Here is a 17,269-nt window from a genome sequence, read left to right on the forward strand (position 1 = left end):
TCCCAGACGAGTCGCTTCGCTCTAACAAACTATCGGACAGTCATGCACTCGCCCGACGTAGCATTCCGTTATCGGCGTAAAGACATTGGAGCGTAAACCGGTGAGGCCTGGAATGAGTACTCAGGCGTGGCGTAAGTCCGGCAATCGCTGTTTATTGAGGGCGCCTGCTACCGTTCCACCATCATCACTTGAGCCTTGGGGGATCCATGTCTAATTTATCGTCCGGTGCATTGCCTGAACCCGGGAAACCAAAGAAGAAGCCGCGAGGCTTCGCATCGCGTGTATGGCTCGCCGGTGTGGGCTTGGTATTCATCGCGATCCTCCCAACAGAAGCGTTCGTTGTCAGTCTCCTGGTGGCGGGCGGCATCTTGTGGGTGCTGTTGGACATGGTCAAGCAGTATAAGAAGGCGTTCGGAGCCTCAGCCGAAGGACTTGGGATCAGTGCACAGAACACCTACCGGACCAGTATGGGTGCCCCGCCGGTGCCAGCTGCCGGGTTGAAGCTCTATGCGGACGAGGTCTACATGGCCAACACCCAGATGATGACCGATCTACACCGCATCGGAGCCATGGACCTTCTGGCCCGTGAACAGCGGGTCGCGGACTTGAACACTGAGGTTGCCGCCATGGAGCGGAACCTCAGCACAGCGCGCGAGGAGCTTGGGTCGGTCCGGGGTGAGGTGCTGGATGTCCGAGAGGTGGCAGAACGGCACAACGTCGGGTTCTACGACTACGAGCACCCAGCTGAAACCTCCATCAAACTCGCTGACGAGTTGGCCACGGTTCGGGCACGGATCAAAGATGCCCTAAAGCAAAAACATGCTGTCTCTGCTGTCTCGGGATTTACGTTCAATGGGTCGACGAAGGAAGGCGACAAGTTCGTTCGGGACCTTTCTGCATTGCTCCTACGTGCATACAACGCCGAAGCCGAGAACTGTGTGAAGACGGTGAAGGCCGGAAACCTGCACACCGCTCAGGCCCGCCTGCAGAAGTCACGGGAACAGATAGCCAAGCGCGGCACCATGATCGGCCTCAGCGTTACCGACTCCTTTCACTCCCTACGTGAACACGAACTCGAACTTGCCGCTCGGCATCTGCAGGCCCTGGCAATCCAAAAGCAGCTCGAGGCTGAAGCGCGGGCCGAAGCTCGCGAGACCGCCAAAGCCCAGCGCGAGTGGGAAGCACTGAAGGCCAAGCAGCAGAAGGAGGTCAGCCATTACATGACCGTGCTCTTGCAACTGCAGGAAGCAGGCGACCTCGAAGGTGTTCAGCGCGTTCAGGACCAGCTGGAGGAAGCTGAAGCCAAACTGGCCGACTCGGAAGACAACGCCCTCAACACCCGTGCCGGCTACGTCTATGTCATCTCGAACCTCGGAGCCTTCGGCGAAGGTGTGGTCAAGGTCGGTATGACGCGACGGCTGAACCCCATGGAACGTGTGCGCGAACTCGGAGATGCCTCCGTGCCGTTCCTGTTCGATGTCCATGCCTTGTTTTTCTCCAAAGACGCCGTCGGCATCGAAAGTATGTTGCATCGTCACTTCGCTGCCGAACGGGTCAACCTGGTGAACCTCCGGCGTGAGTACTTCTACGCCACCCCAGCCCAGGTCAAGGAAGCCCTCGTCGAACACAGCGTCGAACTCGTCGAATACCGGGAAGAAGCACCAGCCGAAGAGTTCATCACCTCAAAAGACCTGCGGCAAGCAATCCCATTCGCAGGTGCTGCATAGGCGTGTTAGAGAAAGCTAGTGATCGAGTCGCCAGCATGCCTGAATCGCTGCCTAGGTCTCTGTAACGCCGAAGGCCGCACGTTCTGGACCAAGGTTCGTCGCGGGGGTAAACCAATGAAAGCTTGCGGCTTCACACCACGGGAAAGTCGAAGTGAACGGTTTTATCGGTAGCCGCACGATCACAAGAAGGTGTCAAAAGACGTTAATAGGACCTATTGATTGGCTTGGGCCAAAGCATGCCGACCAAGCTTTAGGGTTACATGCAGACAGTAGTTCAATGCTTTAGCAAGTGACTGGGGGAGTGATGGAGACGTTCGACGAAGGCCTCCGCTGCCAAGATATACATTCTGGGCTTCGCAATGTGGACCCAAACTCACCCCTGCTCGGACCGCTCAGCGATACCAGGATGGTTGGTATGGCGGCTACCCTTGCAGGTTTGATCCGTGGCCGTGATGTTATCGAGGATGCTCAAGCTCTAATGCAAGTTGCAGCTCATCAACTTGATGTCCAAATGTTGTCTTTCGGGGAAGTCATCGCCGTCCTTGAGGATTCCGGTTTCGTGCAGGGTGTGCAGCGCCAAGGCGGAAAAATTGTCACCTTTACTGAGAATGTCCCCTTCTACGACGATCTTTACAGAACGCTTGGTGACGCTTGGAGAAGTCGAACCCCAACCGAACTGGAACAACAGTTGCTGGTCGTGGTCGATGGGCTGGCTCAAGCGCCAGTTCCGTTAGAGTCCATCGAAAGTCAGTATGGGCTTGACCATGGAGCCATGTCTGATCTCTTAGAAGTTGGTTCGGGCGCTGGGCTTATTCAAACACTGAGAACGATTGATGGTGACATCGCCTACTCACCCTTCTTTGGATTTGAGAATCCTCAGCTGCTCCAGACTCTCGTGATGGAACACGGAAGCGACCAGCTCATATCTGAATTCGCTGCCGTACGTAGCAGGCAAGGCCTAGAACTGAGTGTGGAAAAGTATCCGTTGCTGACTGGGGCTGTTGCTGGGGGCCTTGTGATGGCACCCGCTGTTCGGCTACCCGATGGGAGTATGCAAGCATTTGCGGCCCTCCCCTATGTCTCGGATCCCAATCTGCTCGTGGCACGAAAACCAGTGCTAGAGAAGGCCCTTGCGGTACTAGCGTGCTTGCGTTGTGCCGAGAATTATGGTGAGTACAATACGTTGTCTCCGGAGGCCCTAATCAGCGTGATTAACAAACTTCTTGATCCAAACCGGGGATTTTTGGCGCCGAATAGCGCCCATCGCCGGCAATACGAACTGATGCGAAACGCGGGGTTGCTGGTTTTTGCTCCTGACTTACGGGCTGGCGGTAACTGGGTCACACCTCGTTTTGTCGATACAGAAGATAACCGTGAGGCTTTACTACTTGCCCGCGACCTTATTGTTCACGGTGAGCTAGTCGAACACCGGGTCGACGATTCAGTCGCCCGCACAGCCCTGGCATCGGGAAAGGGATACAAGGCGCCCATGCAAACCAGCCACCGCCTTAGAGAGTATGCACAACCGTCTCCTAAGCAGTTCGAAAAGATCTTTGAGAAAGCGATGGGGTTGAGTGCTCTATGAGTGAGCTGGATCTCGGATTGAAGGTCGGAGCAAGACGTCTGCTCTGGAGCATGGGATTCAGTACCCGGCTCGATGTGGAACTTCGAGGAGACCCGAAACCCGCCCAAAGCGGCTCAAAAAATGCTCGAGGCGCGGGACGGGAATGGGCAGGCCCGGAAACCTTCACGGATCTTGATGTCCTTGGAGTTCTTCTTACTCCCAATTACCGGCTGACTACAGCGATTGCCGATTGTAAATCCGGGCGACGGGATAAGCCCACCGCGAGGATGTTTTGGGCACGGGGAGTGGCCGACCTTTTTGGAGCTGATCAGATCATGTTGGTTCGTGAACATGATGTGAATGACGCGACGAGACAGCTCTCAAGCCGCCTCGGGATTACCGTCCTACCTTCAGCCGACCTGGCTCTTATGCAACAACTACATGGAAGCGCACAGCCTGATCCGAGTGACCCACTCGGTTTACTGTTCGATCGTGAAGCCGCTTCCGAAAATCTTGCGGCTTTCCATTCGCTTGATAGCAGGCTCAACAGCTTGATGGAATATCGGCAGTTCGACTATTGGATATATGAGCATCATCGCAACCCGATCCAGCTGGTCGCTCATCTTAAGGAGGCAGGTAAACATCTTGACCCCCGTAACCCTATCCATCTCGCACTCTTCTTGGACCTTGCTTGGCTATACCTACTAGCTCTAGTCCGAGTCACAGAGCATCTTCGTGGCGCCTTTTTGAGGGACCCAGACCGCGGGCTCCAAGAGTACTTGTTTGGTGGAGCGACGCAGTTGCGGGAAAAGGAGGAAACGGCGGCGTTGCTCCGCACCGTTGCGCCGACAGGTAGTCCAGATCTAGACCATTTACCTGCTTACTACAGCAACATGCGAGAACTTGTCGCGCGATTGCTGCGCCGACCTAATGAGATCCAAGAGGGCCTTCGATACGCAGAAGTAGCCTCAGCTTTGATGGCAGCAAAGAAGCGCATCCCGCTAGGTGACGTTTTCGGGAGAAACTTTGATCCTGTGGCAGCGAAGCTGGTCGCGGATGTTTGCGGATTTTTGGTCGCTTCTGCAGGACTATCTCCGAGTTTCCGTGCTCAAGCACGGGCATACCTCCTAGGAGAACCGTTGCCAGGGGTGAATCGACAGGAGAAATCGATAGTAGGTCAGGCACCTGCTTCCCCTGTGTCAAAGCAATTACATCGGGAGGAACAGCATGATCAATCGGAACCCAAAACTAAGGATGATGTCGGAGACGGAACAACTGACGACCGTCCATCGAAGAGTCCTAACTCTAGTACTGCACCTGGTTCCACGAAGGACGAAACGACGCTCTTAGATGAGCGTGTGATTCTTGCCGATCAGCATCAACTAGATCTCAGGATTTCCGAACCGAAACCACCGAATGGCTAGCAGAGGTCAACCCCGTTCGTGCCGCAAGCGCCCCCGCGTCATTAGTGCAAGACACGGACGATGTGGGCATTCGAGACTGCAGCAGGTCAACGGTCGCGATGCAGCCGTTGACATAAGCTTCTCGAAGGAATGATGAGGGGGACATGGAGATGACAGTCACCGTAGCGTCAAGAGGCCCTGCGAGGTTGCCGCAAACTGCGCGCCAGGAACGGTACGGTCTCGCCTATTTATCGGACGTCTGTGCTGATGCCGGTGTCGGAGTTGTGGAGACGCGACCAGGCGAGGATCATTATGCAATTGACGCTTACGTAGTGCTTCCAATTGGGTTGGTGCCCGTGCAAGTGAAGTGCACTACGAAAAAGTTTACCGTCAGAGATCCTAAACACATCAATTGGCCTATAGAGAAACCTTGGTGGGATAAGTGGTGTGAGAATACGGCTCCAGTTTTTATTCTTTTAGTGCACGTTCCTGAAGACGAGACAACTTGGATCGACTTTGGTTCGGATGATCTAACGACCCACCACACGGCAGCGTATTGGGTTGAAGTCGACAAAACTTCTGATTCGGTGCCAACCTCTATTGACTTGGCTCGTAGTCAACGCTTCACGAAAGACACCATTCAGGAATGGCAAGTCATTTACGAGCGGGGCATTGGTCGTCCATGAAACTTTTTCCATCAGACTTAATCACTATCAATGCTGAAAAGAACCTAGCAGATTATCTGGCTTATAAAGGCTGGAATCATTTATCCGAAGGATCGTTCGGCGTTCTCTGGAATCATCCATTGCATGGCGGCGAGGTCGGAGTTCCAAGGGGTATCCGTTCGGGCACAGGGATGTGGGATGGAACGATTTCTATGATCGCTCAGTGGGAAAACTCCAGCGGGTATGAGGTTGATAAGACAGTTCGTCGCTTCTGGATGGATGTGTCCGATTTCCGCGCTCAAAGCTCGGTGGTGCGTGGCAACTACATTGCTGCTGAGGCGGGGTCATCTTTGTTTAGTGGAGCTTGGAAGATTCTTCGCTCATCTGCGACGACATCTCGAGGCACCAAGATTGCAATCGGTGGAAAATACTCGTCCCTGGGTGATCGATCTATTGATGGTGCTATGTTTGCTCAAACTGAGCCTGGATCTTATATTCTTCCTTTGTTGGTGCCGATTGATCGCTCCATCGCTGAAGCTAGTCTCAGAAAGGCAGATCATATAGACGAAGGATCACCTGAGGATTTCTTTCAGACTATTTCGGAGGAGACTGAACAGAGAAGAGCAACTCGCACGATGGCACAAGCGTTGACCGCGATTTATCAAAAGATTATTGAACCAGCCGTTGACCCGACGATGCGCGCAATAAATGAAACAGTCGTCGCTGGTGCAAGTCGGGAGATGGTGGTGGCACTTTACGACATCATCAATGAAGAAACCGTTTCAGCTCTCGACGTGACGTTCAGCTGGGCACCGAAAGCAGGCAAGATTTCTGGAGTTAGCTCGTCTGTGGAAGTACCGAAGGAATCTGCTGTCTTGCTGGAACGTGCCGCAAAACAGATGAAGATTGCCAGGGAACCCGCTAGTGCACTTGTCAGTGGCCCAATCTTTGCGCTCTACCATCCAAAAGGACTCGATTCTGGCGAAGCGACTATCGAGGCAGCGCATCGAGGCAGGATTCGTCGTATCACGGTCGCGCTCAGGGGCGCTGAAGAATTAGACAATGCACATCGATGGTTCCGCGGCCATGAAACGCTCCTGGTTGAAGGTGCTGTTAGATCAACCGCGGACGGACTCAAGATCGATCGGCCCTCGCAGTTACGTCCCTTGGGACAATCGTTACTGTTCTGACACACCGCGGACGCTCGAGGTTCTCAGGGGATGGGGGCTAGGGTGTCCGTTGAACGATGCGGTTCACCGTGCTCCGGGCAACCTTAAACAGCTCCGCGGCTCGGGATCGACGCCTCCGCCACCCTGGACAAGACCCGCCACTAGGTGGCTCGCATCGCCCGCAATACCGCCAACCTCATCGGCCTGGAACGCGACCTGCGCGACGACGAAATCACCGTCCTCGAAGGCTGGGCCGGCGACCTCTACGGCATCCCGGTCGAGTCCACGCTGGAAGCCATGCGGCTCAGCGCCTCACTCGAAGCGATGATCACCGACCCCGTCTACGAGGGCAAGTCCATGGCCGGCATGATCGATCTCGTCACCAGCAAGGACATCCCGGCCGACAGTAACGTGCTCTACGCCCACCTCGGCGGTCAGCCCGCGCTCAACGCCTACAGCGGCCTCTTCAGGAGCTAAGAGACGACGGCCCCTCGAGCACCACGTTCGCGGGCTCCTCGCCTTCACGCAGCAGGCCGATCTGCTTCTTGATCAGCCGAACAACCCTCGGGAACATCGCAGAGCTGGCTCCGCCGACGTGCGGGGTAATCAACACTCCGGGTGTACTCCACAACGGGTGGTCAGGTGGCAGGGGCTCCGGGTCCGTGACGTCCAGGGCTACACGAAGTCGTCCGGAAGACGTCTCGGCTACCAGGGCGTCGGTGTCGGCGACGGCGCCTCGCGCTACATTCACCAGTAGGGCGCCGTCGGGCATCGCGGCCAGGAACTCGGCGTCTATCAGCCGTTCAGTCTGCTCGCTCAGTGGAACGCTAACTACAACGATCTCGTGTAGCGGTAACTGTTCATGAAGGGCATCGATACCGTGAATGATCCCCGCTTCGTCTTCACGGGCACGGCTTGCCATCCGGGTGATCTCCGCTTCGAATGGCAGCAGGCGGGCCTCGATGGCCTTGCCCACCCCTCCGTATCCCACCAGCAACACGCGGCGATCGGCCAGGCTCGGGCGTTGGCTGTTATCCCACGTTTCCGCGGCCTGACTGCGGACGAAGTCAGGAATTCCACGCTGGCTGGCGATCATCATGCCCAAGGCAAGCTCCGCCGTTGAAGGCTCATGAACCCCGGCCGCATTGGCGAAAACGCTACCTTCGGGAAGATATGGCCCGACGCCGTCGTACCCGATCGACTGACTCTGCACCAGCCCTACGTCTATTCCCGCCAGTGCGGCGAGCGTCTGCGGCTTACTCATGTAGACGGGGACCAACAGGTCCAGCCGTCCCTCGGGCGCGGGGCCGCTCAGGTCCCACAGGATGAATTCGACGCCGTCCATGGGCTCCAGCGCTTCCAGTAACCTCTTGTCCGGAAGGCACACCCGCAAGAGGGCCGTCATGCCGCCACTATCAACCGCACGTCGGCTGCCCTCAGCGCTGCCTCGATTTCCGGCGGAGGCGGAGAATCGGTCACAAGGACGTCTACCGCATCAAAGGCCGCCAACTTAGCCAGTGCGTACCGCAGCATTTTTTGATGTGTGGCAACCACCACGACCTGCTCGGCGGAAGCCATCAGCGCAAGCTTGGTTGCTCGCTCCACATCGCGTTCGATATAGAACGCCTCATCATGGATGCCGCTGACCCCGATGAACGCCGTCCTTGCCCGGAGTCCTTCGGCGGCGCTGACCGTCATGGGCCCATTGAACGCCTGGCTGTCCAGCAACAGTTCACCGCCCAGGCAGATAGTGCGTGCAGAAGTCAGCTGCAAACACCTTTGAATAGCCGGCGCAGAATGGGTAATCACGGTACCCATGAAGGACACGGGTAGCTCCTGTGCAATCTGGTAAACAGTTGTTCCGGCATCCAGGATGACCGCGTCACGTTCCCCGATGAGGTCTACACAGGCTCTGGCCACACGCTGCTTTGCGGCGGCGTCCTCCTGGATCCTCGCCGCGAAGTCAGCGTTCTGGCCGTGGCCCTGAACGGCACTGACTCCGCCGTGAACCACCCTGACCAGCCCCAGATTGGACAGTGCCCGGGTGTCACGGCGGATTGTCATGTCCGACACCGCAAAAGTGCCCGCCAGGTCTGCGGTGGAAATGAATCCTTTTCGGCCCAACTCATCCAGGATGGTTCGCTGACGAGGTGTCAGCGGCACCTCTTCTCGTGCGATGCTCATGGCCCCCTCTTTCCTGCCGTCTGAGCCGACCATCGACTTGGCGGAGTGTTGTATTTCCAACACAAGACTACTTACTTTCGAGCACCAACAGTCGCGCTCAGCAGCTCAATGGGGCGTCCCTCGACAATGGACTGTTCTGCAGCAAGACCCATACGCATAGACTGCAGGCCGTCAGCGACGGTCACATCTACCGGGCCCTCTCCCAGGATCGCCTTACGGTAGCCGAGGTGCTCATAGTAAGTGGAGCCATGGTGGGCGCCCGCTGCCAACACCGCTTCATCAACCGGCACTTCGTGCTTCTCAGGTCCCAGCGGTGAGCGCGGGCTGAACTCCACGGTGGCCTCGGCTTCATCGCCCTCGATCCAGTGGCTGCCCGCCACCGGAATGAGTGTTTCGATCTTGGCCGCATCACCGACGATCGAGATACGTTCCTGGAACTTCGACCCTTCAGCGAACATGGAAAGCTCCAACATCGCACGCTTGCCGCCCTTGAAATCGACAATCACGTAGGCGTTGTCGATCATGTCCGAGACGCGGCCGTCATACACCTCGTCCATATGGTTAACATCGTGGCCGCCGCTGGCATAGACGCGGGTGGGCTCGTCCTGCAGGATCAGGCGCATCAAATCGAAAAAGTGGCAGCACTTTTCCACCAGCGTGCCGCCGGTGCGTTCGGCGAAGCGGTTCCAGGCGTCCACTTTATGCAGGAATGGGAACCGGTGCTCGACGATGGACAGCATGTGAATGTTGCCGAGCTTCCCCTCGTGCGCAGCCTGGATAATTTCCTGGACCGGCGGCATGTAGCGGTACTCCATGGCAACCCACACAGGCGCCGGGTAATTCGCGGCCAACTTTTCCAGTTCATCAGCTTGCTCCGCGGTGGTGCATACCGGCTTCTCCACCAGTACGGGCAAGTCGGTGCCGCTGCTGAAGATGTCTTTCAGGATGGGCAGGTGCGTGTCATTGGGGCTGGCAATGACAAGGGCGTCCACCAGTCCAGAAGCCAGCAGTTCCTGATGCGTGGGGAAGGTGTGGACGTCGTAGCCGATCTCAGCTGCAGTCTCTTCCAGGGAAGACGGCGTGGGATCGGAGACGGCAGTGATCCGGCTTCCCGGGATCAGGGCGAGGTTCCGGACATGCTCGCGGGCCATGTGACCGGCTCCGATAAGGCCGTAACGAATTGTTCGGACCGTTTCCGCAGGCAAAGACATGTGCTGCTCCATTTCTCTACGTTGAGTAGGGGAATCGTTGCATCCCCAACATCACTATACCGAATGTGTTGTTTTTCACACATAGCGTGTGTATATTTTCTCAATATCAGCCGAACCTACAACGAGGTGGAACGTGCCCCCATCGTCATCCGGAACCCTGCTCTTCGTAGGATGCGCCACTTTTGACTCCATCGCCCTGGTGCAGGAATACCCGACCGCTGACAGCCGCACCATTGCTTCAGACTTCTCGACTGCCGGCGGCGGTCCGGCAGCCACGGCAGCAGTAGCCGCAGCCCGCGCTGGCGCCCAGACTGCTTTCGCCGGTGTTGTCGGTACAGACGAAGAAGGAGACCGCATCATCAGCGGACTCGAATCTGAAGGCGTCGACACGTCAGCCGTTATCCGGGACGCCAACGTCAAAACCGGTGCCAGCGTGATCGTGGTGAGCCGGGCCACCGAAAGCCGGGCAATCGTCACCCGGCCCGTACCCCCGGTCAGCTTTCCCGCAGGCAGTCGCTTTCACGACTTGTTGAGCACTGCCGCTTGGGTCCACGTTGACCACCTGGGCTGGAACAGCATCGCGAACGTTCCCAATCTGCGTATCAGTGTGGACGCCGGAAACCCCATTTCCTCCTTCAGCCCCAAGGGCGTTGCACTCTACGTTCCCACGCTCGAACGCCTCCGCGCCGAGTACGGGGACGACCTTGCTCCCCAAGCGCTCCTGCAAAAGGCCATCGACGACGGCGCTACGGCCGTTGTGGCGACCGCCGGCTCGGAGGGCGCCTGGGTCATGGAACGCGGCGGTGACCCGGTCCACGTCCCCGCTACTCCCGCGGACATCGTTTCCACCCTTGGTGCAGGCGACGTCTACCACGGAGCCATCCTCGCCGCCGTCGCGGGCGGACTGTCCCTCGTGGAAGCAGCCCGCTTTGCAGGCCGCACTGCCTCCGCATCCTGCGCCGGCCTGGACGGGCGCTCAAAGATACCGCGCCAGGCCCTCCCCGAATTTCTATCCGCACACACCACCGCCTAGCTGAAAGAAGCAGCCCATGAGCACAACCGATCTTTCTCCCCTTCAGCGCCCGTCAGGTGCCTTCGCCATGCTCGCCGTAGACCAGCGGGAAGCCATGCGAAACATGTTCGCCGAGCACACCGATCAGCCCGTGACGGACGATGACCTCCGCGACTTCAAACTTGAAGCCGCGCGCATCCTCACGCCCTACGCCTCCGGCGTCCTCATCGATCGGCAGTTCGCCCTGGACCAGGCCATCGAGGCCGGCGTGGTGGATTTCAACTGCGGGCTGATCGCCTCCGCCGACCACTTCGAGCCCGCACACGGCGAACTCGTCGGCGAAGTTACCATCGACCGGCTGGTGGATCCCTCCAAGTACGCTGCCCTCGGCGCAAAGGCACTCAAACTGCTGGTGCTTTACCGTCCGGACGAGCCCGCCGAAGGCAGGGTCGCGATGGTGCGCGAGTTCGTTGAGGCTTGCCATTCAGCTGGACTGATCAGCATCATCGAACCGGTCTCGCGTAAGCCCCTCGCCGGCGGCGATTTCGACTGGAACGCCGGAATCCTGGCCGCCGCGAAGGAGTTGGGCAGCCTGGGTGCCGACCTGTACAAGGCCGAGGTCCCGTTCAAGGGTCTGGCTTCCGAAGCTGAGGTTCGTGCAGCGTGCGCCGAACTCACACAGGCTATCGACGGACCATGGGTGGTCCTCTCCTCCGGAGTGCCGGAGGAGGTCTTCCCCGACGCCGTGCGGTGGGCCTGCCTGGAAGGTGCCAGCGGATTCCTGTCCGGACGCGCCGTGTGGGCGTCCTGCATCGGTTCCCCTGACCTGGTGGAGTCACTCTCCACGGACGCCGTCCGCCGGCTGCAGCGCCTCTGCGATGTGGTTGACGAGGTTGTCTCAGCCCAGAAAACGACAGCGTAGTCACCCGGCAACACTTCGACCCCATTCACATCAGCACAACCAGCCGAACTCAAAGAGGAGAACACCGTGGATCACATTTCGCGCCGGCAGGCACTCGGACTATTCGGAGCCTTGGGCATGGGGGCGGCAGTGGCCTCCTGCGCCGGGCCCGGCGGAACGGCGCCGGCCGCACCCAATAGCGTCGCAGCACCCGCAACAGGGGAAATTACCGGCGAAGTTTCATTCGCGCACTGGCGTGGAGAGGACAAGGAGGTATTCGACGAGCTGATCAAGCGGTTCACTTCCGCCAACTCTGGTGTCTCCCTCACCCAGAACATCTCAACCTCGAACGACTACAACGCCCAGGGACTGCAGAAACTTCGCGGCGCCTCCATCGGTGACGCCTTCGCTTCCTTCCGTGGATCCCAGTTCTCGAATTTCGTGGAAGCCGGTCTGTATACCAACCTCACCGACAGCCCTGCCGCAGCGCAGTACGAGCCCGACCTCCTGGCCGCCGGAAAGTCGGAAGACGCGCAGTTCGGTCTTCCCTATCAGGTGGTGTTCCCCATGCCGCTGATCAACCTGGACATCTTCGACCGGGCGGGTGCTGATATCGCACCCAAGGACTGGGACGGCTTCCTCGGTACCTGTGAGGCACTCAAGTCAGCCGGAGTTGTCCCCATCTCCTGGCCCGGCGGCGACGTCGGCAATGGCGGCCAGCTGTTCAACTGCATGATTATCAACGTTGCCCCGGCAGATGACATGGGCACCCAGATCGAGCAGGGCACGCTAAAGCTCACCGATGACTGGTACATCGGAATGCTCAGGCAGTACCAACAGCTCATTCCTTACCTGCAGCCCAACTCAACGGGAACTGCGGTGGAACCGGCCCAGAGCCTCTTTTCCCGGGGCGATGCCGCCATGCTGGCGACCGGCTCGTACCACCTGGCAGCAGTCCGCGACCTGGGAGCCGAGTTCCCGATGGAGCTGATCTTCCCCAACACCTCCACTGGCGGTACGTCGAAGTATGAAGGTGTGTACAACGCAACCTTCATCCTCGGCGTCAACGCCGACAGCGACAATCAGCCTGCAGCGATGGAATGGGTCAACTTCCTGTCAGATCCGGAAAATGCGGGCTATTACGCGAACGAAACCGCACAGCACGTCGCGGTAGCCGGCGTCGAGTACACCAACGAGGATCTGCAGAAGCTCAGCCCGTGGCTCGAGAAGAAGACGGCGCTGGCGCCCCGCTTCCAGTTCCAGAACCTCGATGTCCGCAACGCAGTCGAGGCGAGCGCCACAGCCGTTATCGCCGGTACGGACCCGGAACAGGCGGCAGCTGAAGCACAACAGATTGTGGATGAACGAGTATGAGCGTCAGCATCGGAGGCGCCAAGCCGGCCAGCGAATCGCGCCGGAGCAAGGCCTCGCCCCCACACGATCAGAAGAAACGGAAGTCGCCGACACGCGTCAGTCCCGCGCTCTACCTGTTCCCGCTGCCGGCCATCGCCGTCACCCTGGTGTTCCTGGTCATGCCGACCCTGCAGGCCTTCCAGTATGCCCTTACTGACTGGAATGGATTCTCGGCCGCCTTCAATTACGTCGGCCTGGATAACTTCGTCCGCGCCTTCACGGGTGACTCGTTGTTCACCAATGCTCTGGCGAACAACCTGAAGTTCATGCTCGTGGTGGTGATCTTCCAGACGGTCGTCTCATTGGTCCTCGCGATGATGCTCACCAAGAACAGCCGGGGAAGCATCCTGCTCCGGGCTTTGTTCTTCTTCCCGACCATCCTCTCCTCGGTGTCCGTAGCGTTCATCTGGAAGTTCATCTACGACCCGAATTTCGGTCTCGCGAACTCAACGCTTGGCGCCGTCGGCCTGGACAGCTTGCAGGGTTCCTACCTCGGTGACGACGCACAGGCCCTCTACTGGGTTGCAGCGACCCAGGTGTGGTTCCACGCCGGCCAGATGATGGTCGTGTTTGTCGCCGGTCTGCAGGGAATACCCCGCGAACTGTATGAAGCCGCCGAGATCGACGGCGCAGGGAAGTGGCAGCAATTCACCTCGATAACGTGGCCGCTGGTTGCCCCGGCAACTGCGATCGTGGTGGCTTACACGACGATCCAGTCCTTCAAGGCATTCGATTTGATTCTGGGTATTGCCGGGAATCCGCCGAAGGCCTCACTGGACATCCTTTCCACCCGTATCTACAGCTCGTTCGCCAACGCTGAGTTTGGATACGCGGCAGCACAATCCATCATCTTCATGGCGTTGATCGCGCTCGTGACCTGGCTGCAGCGGCGAGTGCTCCGGCTCACCCAGAAACAGGAGTAACGGCATGCTCACCTCACTCACCCGCCGCGGCTTCCTCGCGGTCTACGCCATCATCATCATCGTCCCGCTCACCGTGGTGATCTTCGGCAGCTTCAAGTCGACACAGGAACTGTTCGACGGACCGTTCAGCTTCCCCCAGTCGTTGGCACCCGATGCCTACGTGGAAGTTCTTGGCGGCCAGAACCTTGGCCGGTCCTTCATGAACAGCGTCATCGTCTCAGCCTGTTCGGTACCCATCACACTCTTTCTCGCGAGCCTGGCCGGGTACGCAGTCGCCAGGATGAGGGGATTCTGGTCCTGGGCAATCTTCGGCTTCCTCGTGCTCGGCATGGCGATCCCAGCGCAGGCAAACATGGTGCCGCTGTACGTGTTGTTCCAGCGGATGGGGCTGCTGGACACCCTGCTCGGCCTGGTTCTGGCCAACGTCGTCTCAACGCTCCCGATCGCGGTGTTCATTCTGGGCGGCTTCATGCGGACTCTTCCGCGCGAGCTGTACGAAGCGTCCGCCATCGACGGAACGAGCCCCTGGCGTACCTATGCGTCCATAGCCATGCCGCTCTCGGCCCCGTCCCTGGCAGCTGCCGGTATCTTCCTGTTCGTCATCCACTGGAACGAACTGCTGTATCCGCTGCTGTTCATCCAATCGCCCGAGAACCGCACCCTTCCCTTGGCGCTGCTGAGCTTCCAAGGTGAGTTCCAGACCGACTACCCGCTCCTGTTCGCCGGCGTCATCATGGCTTCGCTGCCCGTTGTCGTTGCCTACATCTTCCTGCAGCGCTACTTCGTCGCCGGAATCACTGCCGGGGCAAACAAGGGATGACGACGGCGGACTAACCGCCAAAAGCGCCAAAAACTCACCTGTAGGAAAGGGAATGACACGTGAACCTGAAAGAAGCCCAGCACCTGGTCAACGGCACCTGGTACGGCAGCGACGAGACCAGGGACGTCATCGATCCCGGTAACGGCGCTGTCATCGGACAAGTCGCCTGGGGTTCGGCGCAGGACGCCGAAGCCGCCGCTGACGCGGCCGCAGAGGCTTTCCCCGCCTGGTCCAGAACCACAGCACGGGAAAGAGGAGATCTCCTCCGCAAAGCAGCCGACCTCCTGGCGGAGCGCAGGGACGAACTGGCTTCCGTCCTGGCGATGGAGGCCGGGAAAAGGTTGCCTGAAGCCCAGGGAGAAGTTGACTTCTCCGTCGAGTACTTCCGCTGGTTCGCAGAGGAAGCCCGTCGCGCGACCGGCACCATCCGCCCTCCTGAACTGCACGGGCGGAGGCACATGTCTGTCCGTAGGCCGATCGGCGTCGTCCTGAGCCTGACTCCCTGGAACTTCCCGGTCTCCATCCAGGCGCGCAAGCTCGCGGCCATATTGGCCGCCGGGTGCACGGTTGTCGGTCGGGTGTCCGAAAAAGCTCCCCTAGCAGCAACCGGCTTGTTCGAAGTGCTCACCGACGCGGGCTTCCCGGCCGGTGTGGTCAACCTCGTCCACGGCCCGTCACGGGCCACCACCGCTGCCCTCCTTCAGCACCCGGCAGTGAGAGCCGTCAGCTTCACCGGATCGACGGGAGTCGGCAGCCAGATCATGGGCCAGGCTGCCGGGCGCATCATCCGTCCACTGTTGGAGTTGGGAGGAAACGCACCATTCATTGTGTTCGACGACGCCGACCTGGACCTGGCGGTAGAAGGCGCAGTTCTCGGACGGCTTCGCAACAGCGGCCAATCCTGCGTGGCCGCCAACCGCTTCCTCGTGCAGCAAGGAGTCGCGGAGGAGTTTGCCAAGCGCCTGGGGGAGCGCTTCGACGCGCTCACCATCGGTCACGGCGCTCCGGGCGACGGCTCGCCCGTGCCGGATCTGGGCCCCCTCATCGATGACGAGCGGGTGTCGGCGGTGCAGGCACTGGTCGACGACGCCCTGAACCGCGGCGCCCGGCGCGTCACCCAGAGAACCGAGATCCCAGCCGGCGGCTCATTCCTCGCCCCCACACTTCTCACGGATGTACCCGATGATGCACCGCTGGTCACGGAGGAGGTCTTTGGGCCGGCCGCCGGGATCGTCACCTTCTCGGATGAAGAGGACGCCGTCCGGAAGGCGAATGCCACCGAGATGGGACTCGCAGCCTACGTGTGGACGAAATCCGCGCGACGCGGCTGGGAACTACCAGGGCGAATCGAAGCCGGCATTGTCGGAGTGAATGACCCCCTTCCCTCCGTCGCTTTCGCACCCATGGGCGGCATGAAGCAGTCCGGGCTCGGACGCGAAGGCGCCGATCTGGGAATGGAGGAATTCGAGGAAGTCCAGTACGTGGCCTGGAAACCGTAATGACCACAAGCGCTCTGGTGCTGGCATCCGTCGTCGTTGGTGCCGGCATGCAGCGCTTCACGGGAATGGGGTTTGCGCTGGTCGCAGCCCCATTCCTTGTCCTTCTCCTTGGACCGGTTGAGGGCGTCATCCTGGTGAACCTGTGCGGCGCCGTGACGGCTGGGGCTATCTTCTTCAGGGTTTTCCGCATGGTCAACTGGCGTACCTACGCCATCCTGACGATGGCCGCCCTCATCGGCATCGTGCCTGCTTCCCTCGCTGTGCGGGTAGTGCCGGCGGCTGTGCTTCAAATAGGGATCGGTGTACTCCTTGCAGCCGGGCTGACGGTCCTGCTGGCTCTGCGCTCGGCACGTCTCCAACCCAAGAGGCGTTACCTCTGGACCGCCGGCGCGCTCAGTGGGTTCATGAACACCTCCGCAGGTGTGGGAGGGCCCGCCGTCAGCATCTACTCCATGGCCACCCGATGGGAACACCATTCGTTCGCAGCAACAATGCAGCCCTACTTCTTTACCATCGGATCCCTGTCGCTGGCAGCGAAAGCAGCCACGACACCCGCAGAATTCCCCGACATTTCCTGGCAGATGTGGCTGGCGATCTCCCTCGCCTGCCTTGTTGGCCTCGCCATAGGAGAAATCTTCGCCAAACGCGTTTCACCCCGAGCCGCACAGATAGTTCTCATCGTCCTCGCCTACCTCGGCGCGGTGGCAACCATAGGCCGTGGAGTCTTGGATGCACTTTCCTGATGAGCGGGTAGTTGTCCGCCGGAAGAGGCGGACAT

15 protein-coding genes and 1 pseudogene are annotated in these 17,269 nt (G+C 59.3%); 13 read left to right on the forward strand and 3 right to left on the reverse strand.

What is annotated here, in order from left to right:
• The first annotated feature begins 206 nt into the window (after positions 1-206).
• The 6 genes and pseudogenes from JOD47_RS12010 to JOD47_RS12035 all read left to right on the forward strand — a co-directional run.
• Positions 207-1,727 carry an SNIPE associated domain-containing protein gene (locus JOD47_RS12010; protein ID WP_204534566.1) on the forward strand — a complete coding sequence of 507 codons (1,521 nt, stop codon included), beginning with the start codon at positions 207-209 and terminating at the stop codon, positions 1,725-1,727.
• A gap of 415 nt (positions 1,728-2,142) precedes the next feature.
• On the forward strand, positions 2,143-3,312 hold the full coding sequence (locus JOD47_RS12015; protein ID WP_239548090.1) for a hypothetical protein: 1,170 nt from the start codon (positions 2,143-2,145) through the stop codon (positions 3,310-3,312).
• Positions 3,309-4,715, forward strand: coding sequence for a hypothetical protein (locus JOD47_RS12020; RefSeq protein ID WP_204534568.1), 1,407 nt, complete (start codon positions 3,309-3,311; stop codon positions 4,713-4,715). The genes JOD47_RS12015 and JOD47_RS12020 overlap by 4 nt, the downstream gene beginning before the upstream one ends.
• Before the next feature lie 143 nt (positions 4,716-4,858).
• Positions 4,859-5,380 carry a DUF4365 domain-containing protein gene (locus JOD47_RS12025; protein WP_204534570.1) on the forward strand — a complete coding sequence of 174 codons (522 nt, stop codon included), beginning with the start codon at positions 4,859-4,861 and terminating at the stop codon, positions 5,378-5,380.
• The gene (locus JOD47_RS12030) at positions 5,377-6,549 is read left to right on the forward strand and encodes a hypothetical protein (protein WP_204534572.1); all 1,173 of its coding nucleotides are present in this window, start codon (positions 5,377-5,379) and stop codon (positions 6,547-6,549) included. The genes JOD47_RS12025 and JOD47_RS12030 overlap by 4 nt, the downstream gene beginning before the upstream one ends.
• A gap of 99 nt (positions 6,550-6,648) precedes the next feature.
• Positions 6,649-7,005 (forward strand): annotated as a pseudogene (locus JOD47_RS12035) (PALP domain-containing protein); the annotation flags it as partial.
• Here the strand turns inward: JOD47_RS12035 and JOD47_RS12040 are convergent.
• The 3 genes from JOD47_RS12040 to JOD47_RS12050 all read right to left on the reverse strand — a co-directional run bounded on the left by JOD47_RS12040 (position 6,995) and on the right by JOD47_RS12050 (position 9,923).
• On the reverse strand, positions 6,995-7,933 hold the full coding sequence (locus tag JOD47_RS12040; RefSeq protein ID WP_204534574.1) for a 2-hydroxyacid dehydrogenase: 939 nt from the start codon (positions 7,931-7,933) through the stop codon (positions 6,995-6,997). The pseudogene JOD47_RS12035 and the gene JOD47_RS12040 overlap by 11 nt on opposite strands.
• On the reverse strand, positions 7,930-8,712 hold the full coding sequence (locus JOD47_RS12045; protein WP_204534576.1) for a DeoR/GlpR family DNA-binding transcription regulator: 783 nt from the start codon (positions 8,710-8,712) through the stop codon (positions 7,930-7,932). The genes JOD47_RS12040 and JOD47_RS12045 overlap by 4 nt, the downstream gene beginning before the upstream one ends.
• A 71-nt stretch (positions 8,713-8,783) precedes the next feature.
• On the reverse strand, positions 8,784-9,923 hold the full coding sequence (locus JOD47_RS12050; RefSeq protein ID WP_204534578.1) for a Gfo/Idh/MocA family protein: 1,140 nt from the start codon (positions 9,921-9,923) through the stop codon (positions 8,784-8,786).
• A 133-nt stretch (positions 9,924-10,056) separates the two neighbouring features.
• Between JOD47_RS12050 and JOD47_RS12055 the strand changes: the two genes are divergently transcribed.
• From JOD47_RS12055 to JOD47_RS12085, 7 genes are all read left to right on the forward strand, one after another.
• Complete coding sequence (locus tag JOD47_RS12055; RefSeq protein ID WP_204534580.1) at positions 10,057-10,956, forward strand: carbohydrate kinase family protein; 900 nt, start codon at positions 10,057-10,059, stop codon at positions 10,954-10,956.
• 16 nt (positions 10,957-10,972) lie between these two features.
• Positions 10,973-11,857 (forward strand): aldolase, encoded by an 885-nt coding sequence (locus JOD47_RS12060; protein WP_204534582.1) that lies wholly within the window; start codon positions 10,973-10,975, stop codon positions 11,855-11,857.
• 66 nt (positions 11,858-11,923) lie between these two features.
• Complete coding sequence (locus tag JOD47_RS12065; protein ID WP_204534583.1) at positions 11,924-13,210, forward strand: ABC transporter substrate-binding protein; 1,287 nt, start codon at positions 11,924-11,926, stop codon at positions 13,208-13,210.
• Positions 13,207-14,172 (forward strand): carbohydrate ABC transporter permease, encoded by a 966-nt coding sequence (locus JOD47_RS12070; protein WP_204534585.1) that lies wholly within the window; start codon positions 13,207-13,209, stop codon positions 14,170-14,172. The genes JOD47_RS12065 and JOD47_RS12070 overlap by 4 nt, the downstream gene beginning before the upstream one ends.
• 4 nt (positions 14,173-14,176) lie before the next feature.
• Positions 14,177-14,992 carry a carbohydrate ABC transporter permease gene (locus JOD47_RS12075; protein ID WP_204534588.1) on the forward strand — a complete coding sequence of 272 codons (816 nt, stop codon included), beginning with the start codon at positions 14,177-14,179 and terminating at the stop codon, positions 14,990-14,992.
• A gap of 59 nt (positions 14,993-15,051) precedes the next feature.
• Complete coding sequence (locus JOD47_RS12080; protein ID WP_204534589.1) at positions 15,052-16,491, forward strand: NAD-dependent succinate-semialdehyde dehydrogenase; 1,440 nt, start codon at positions 15,052-15,054, stop codon at positions 16,489-16,491.
• Positions 16,491-17,234, forward strand: a complete 744-nt coding sequence (locus JOD47_RS12085; RefSeq protein WP_204534590.1) for a sulfite exporter TauE/SafE family protein — start codon at positions 16,491-16,493, stop codon at positions 17,232-17,234. The genes JOD47_RS12080 and JOD47_RS12085 overlap by 1 nt, the downstream gene beginning before the upstream one ends.
• Positions 17,235-17,269: the final 35 nt, after the last annotated feature.

The organism is Arthrobacter tumbae, from assembly GCF_016907495.1.
Lineage (GTDB): Bacteria > Actinomycetota > Actinomycetes > Actinomycetales > Micrococcaceae > Arthrobacter_D > Arthrobacter_D tumbae.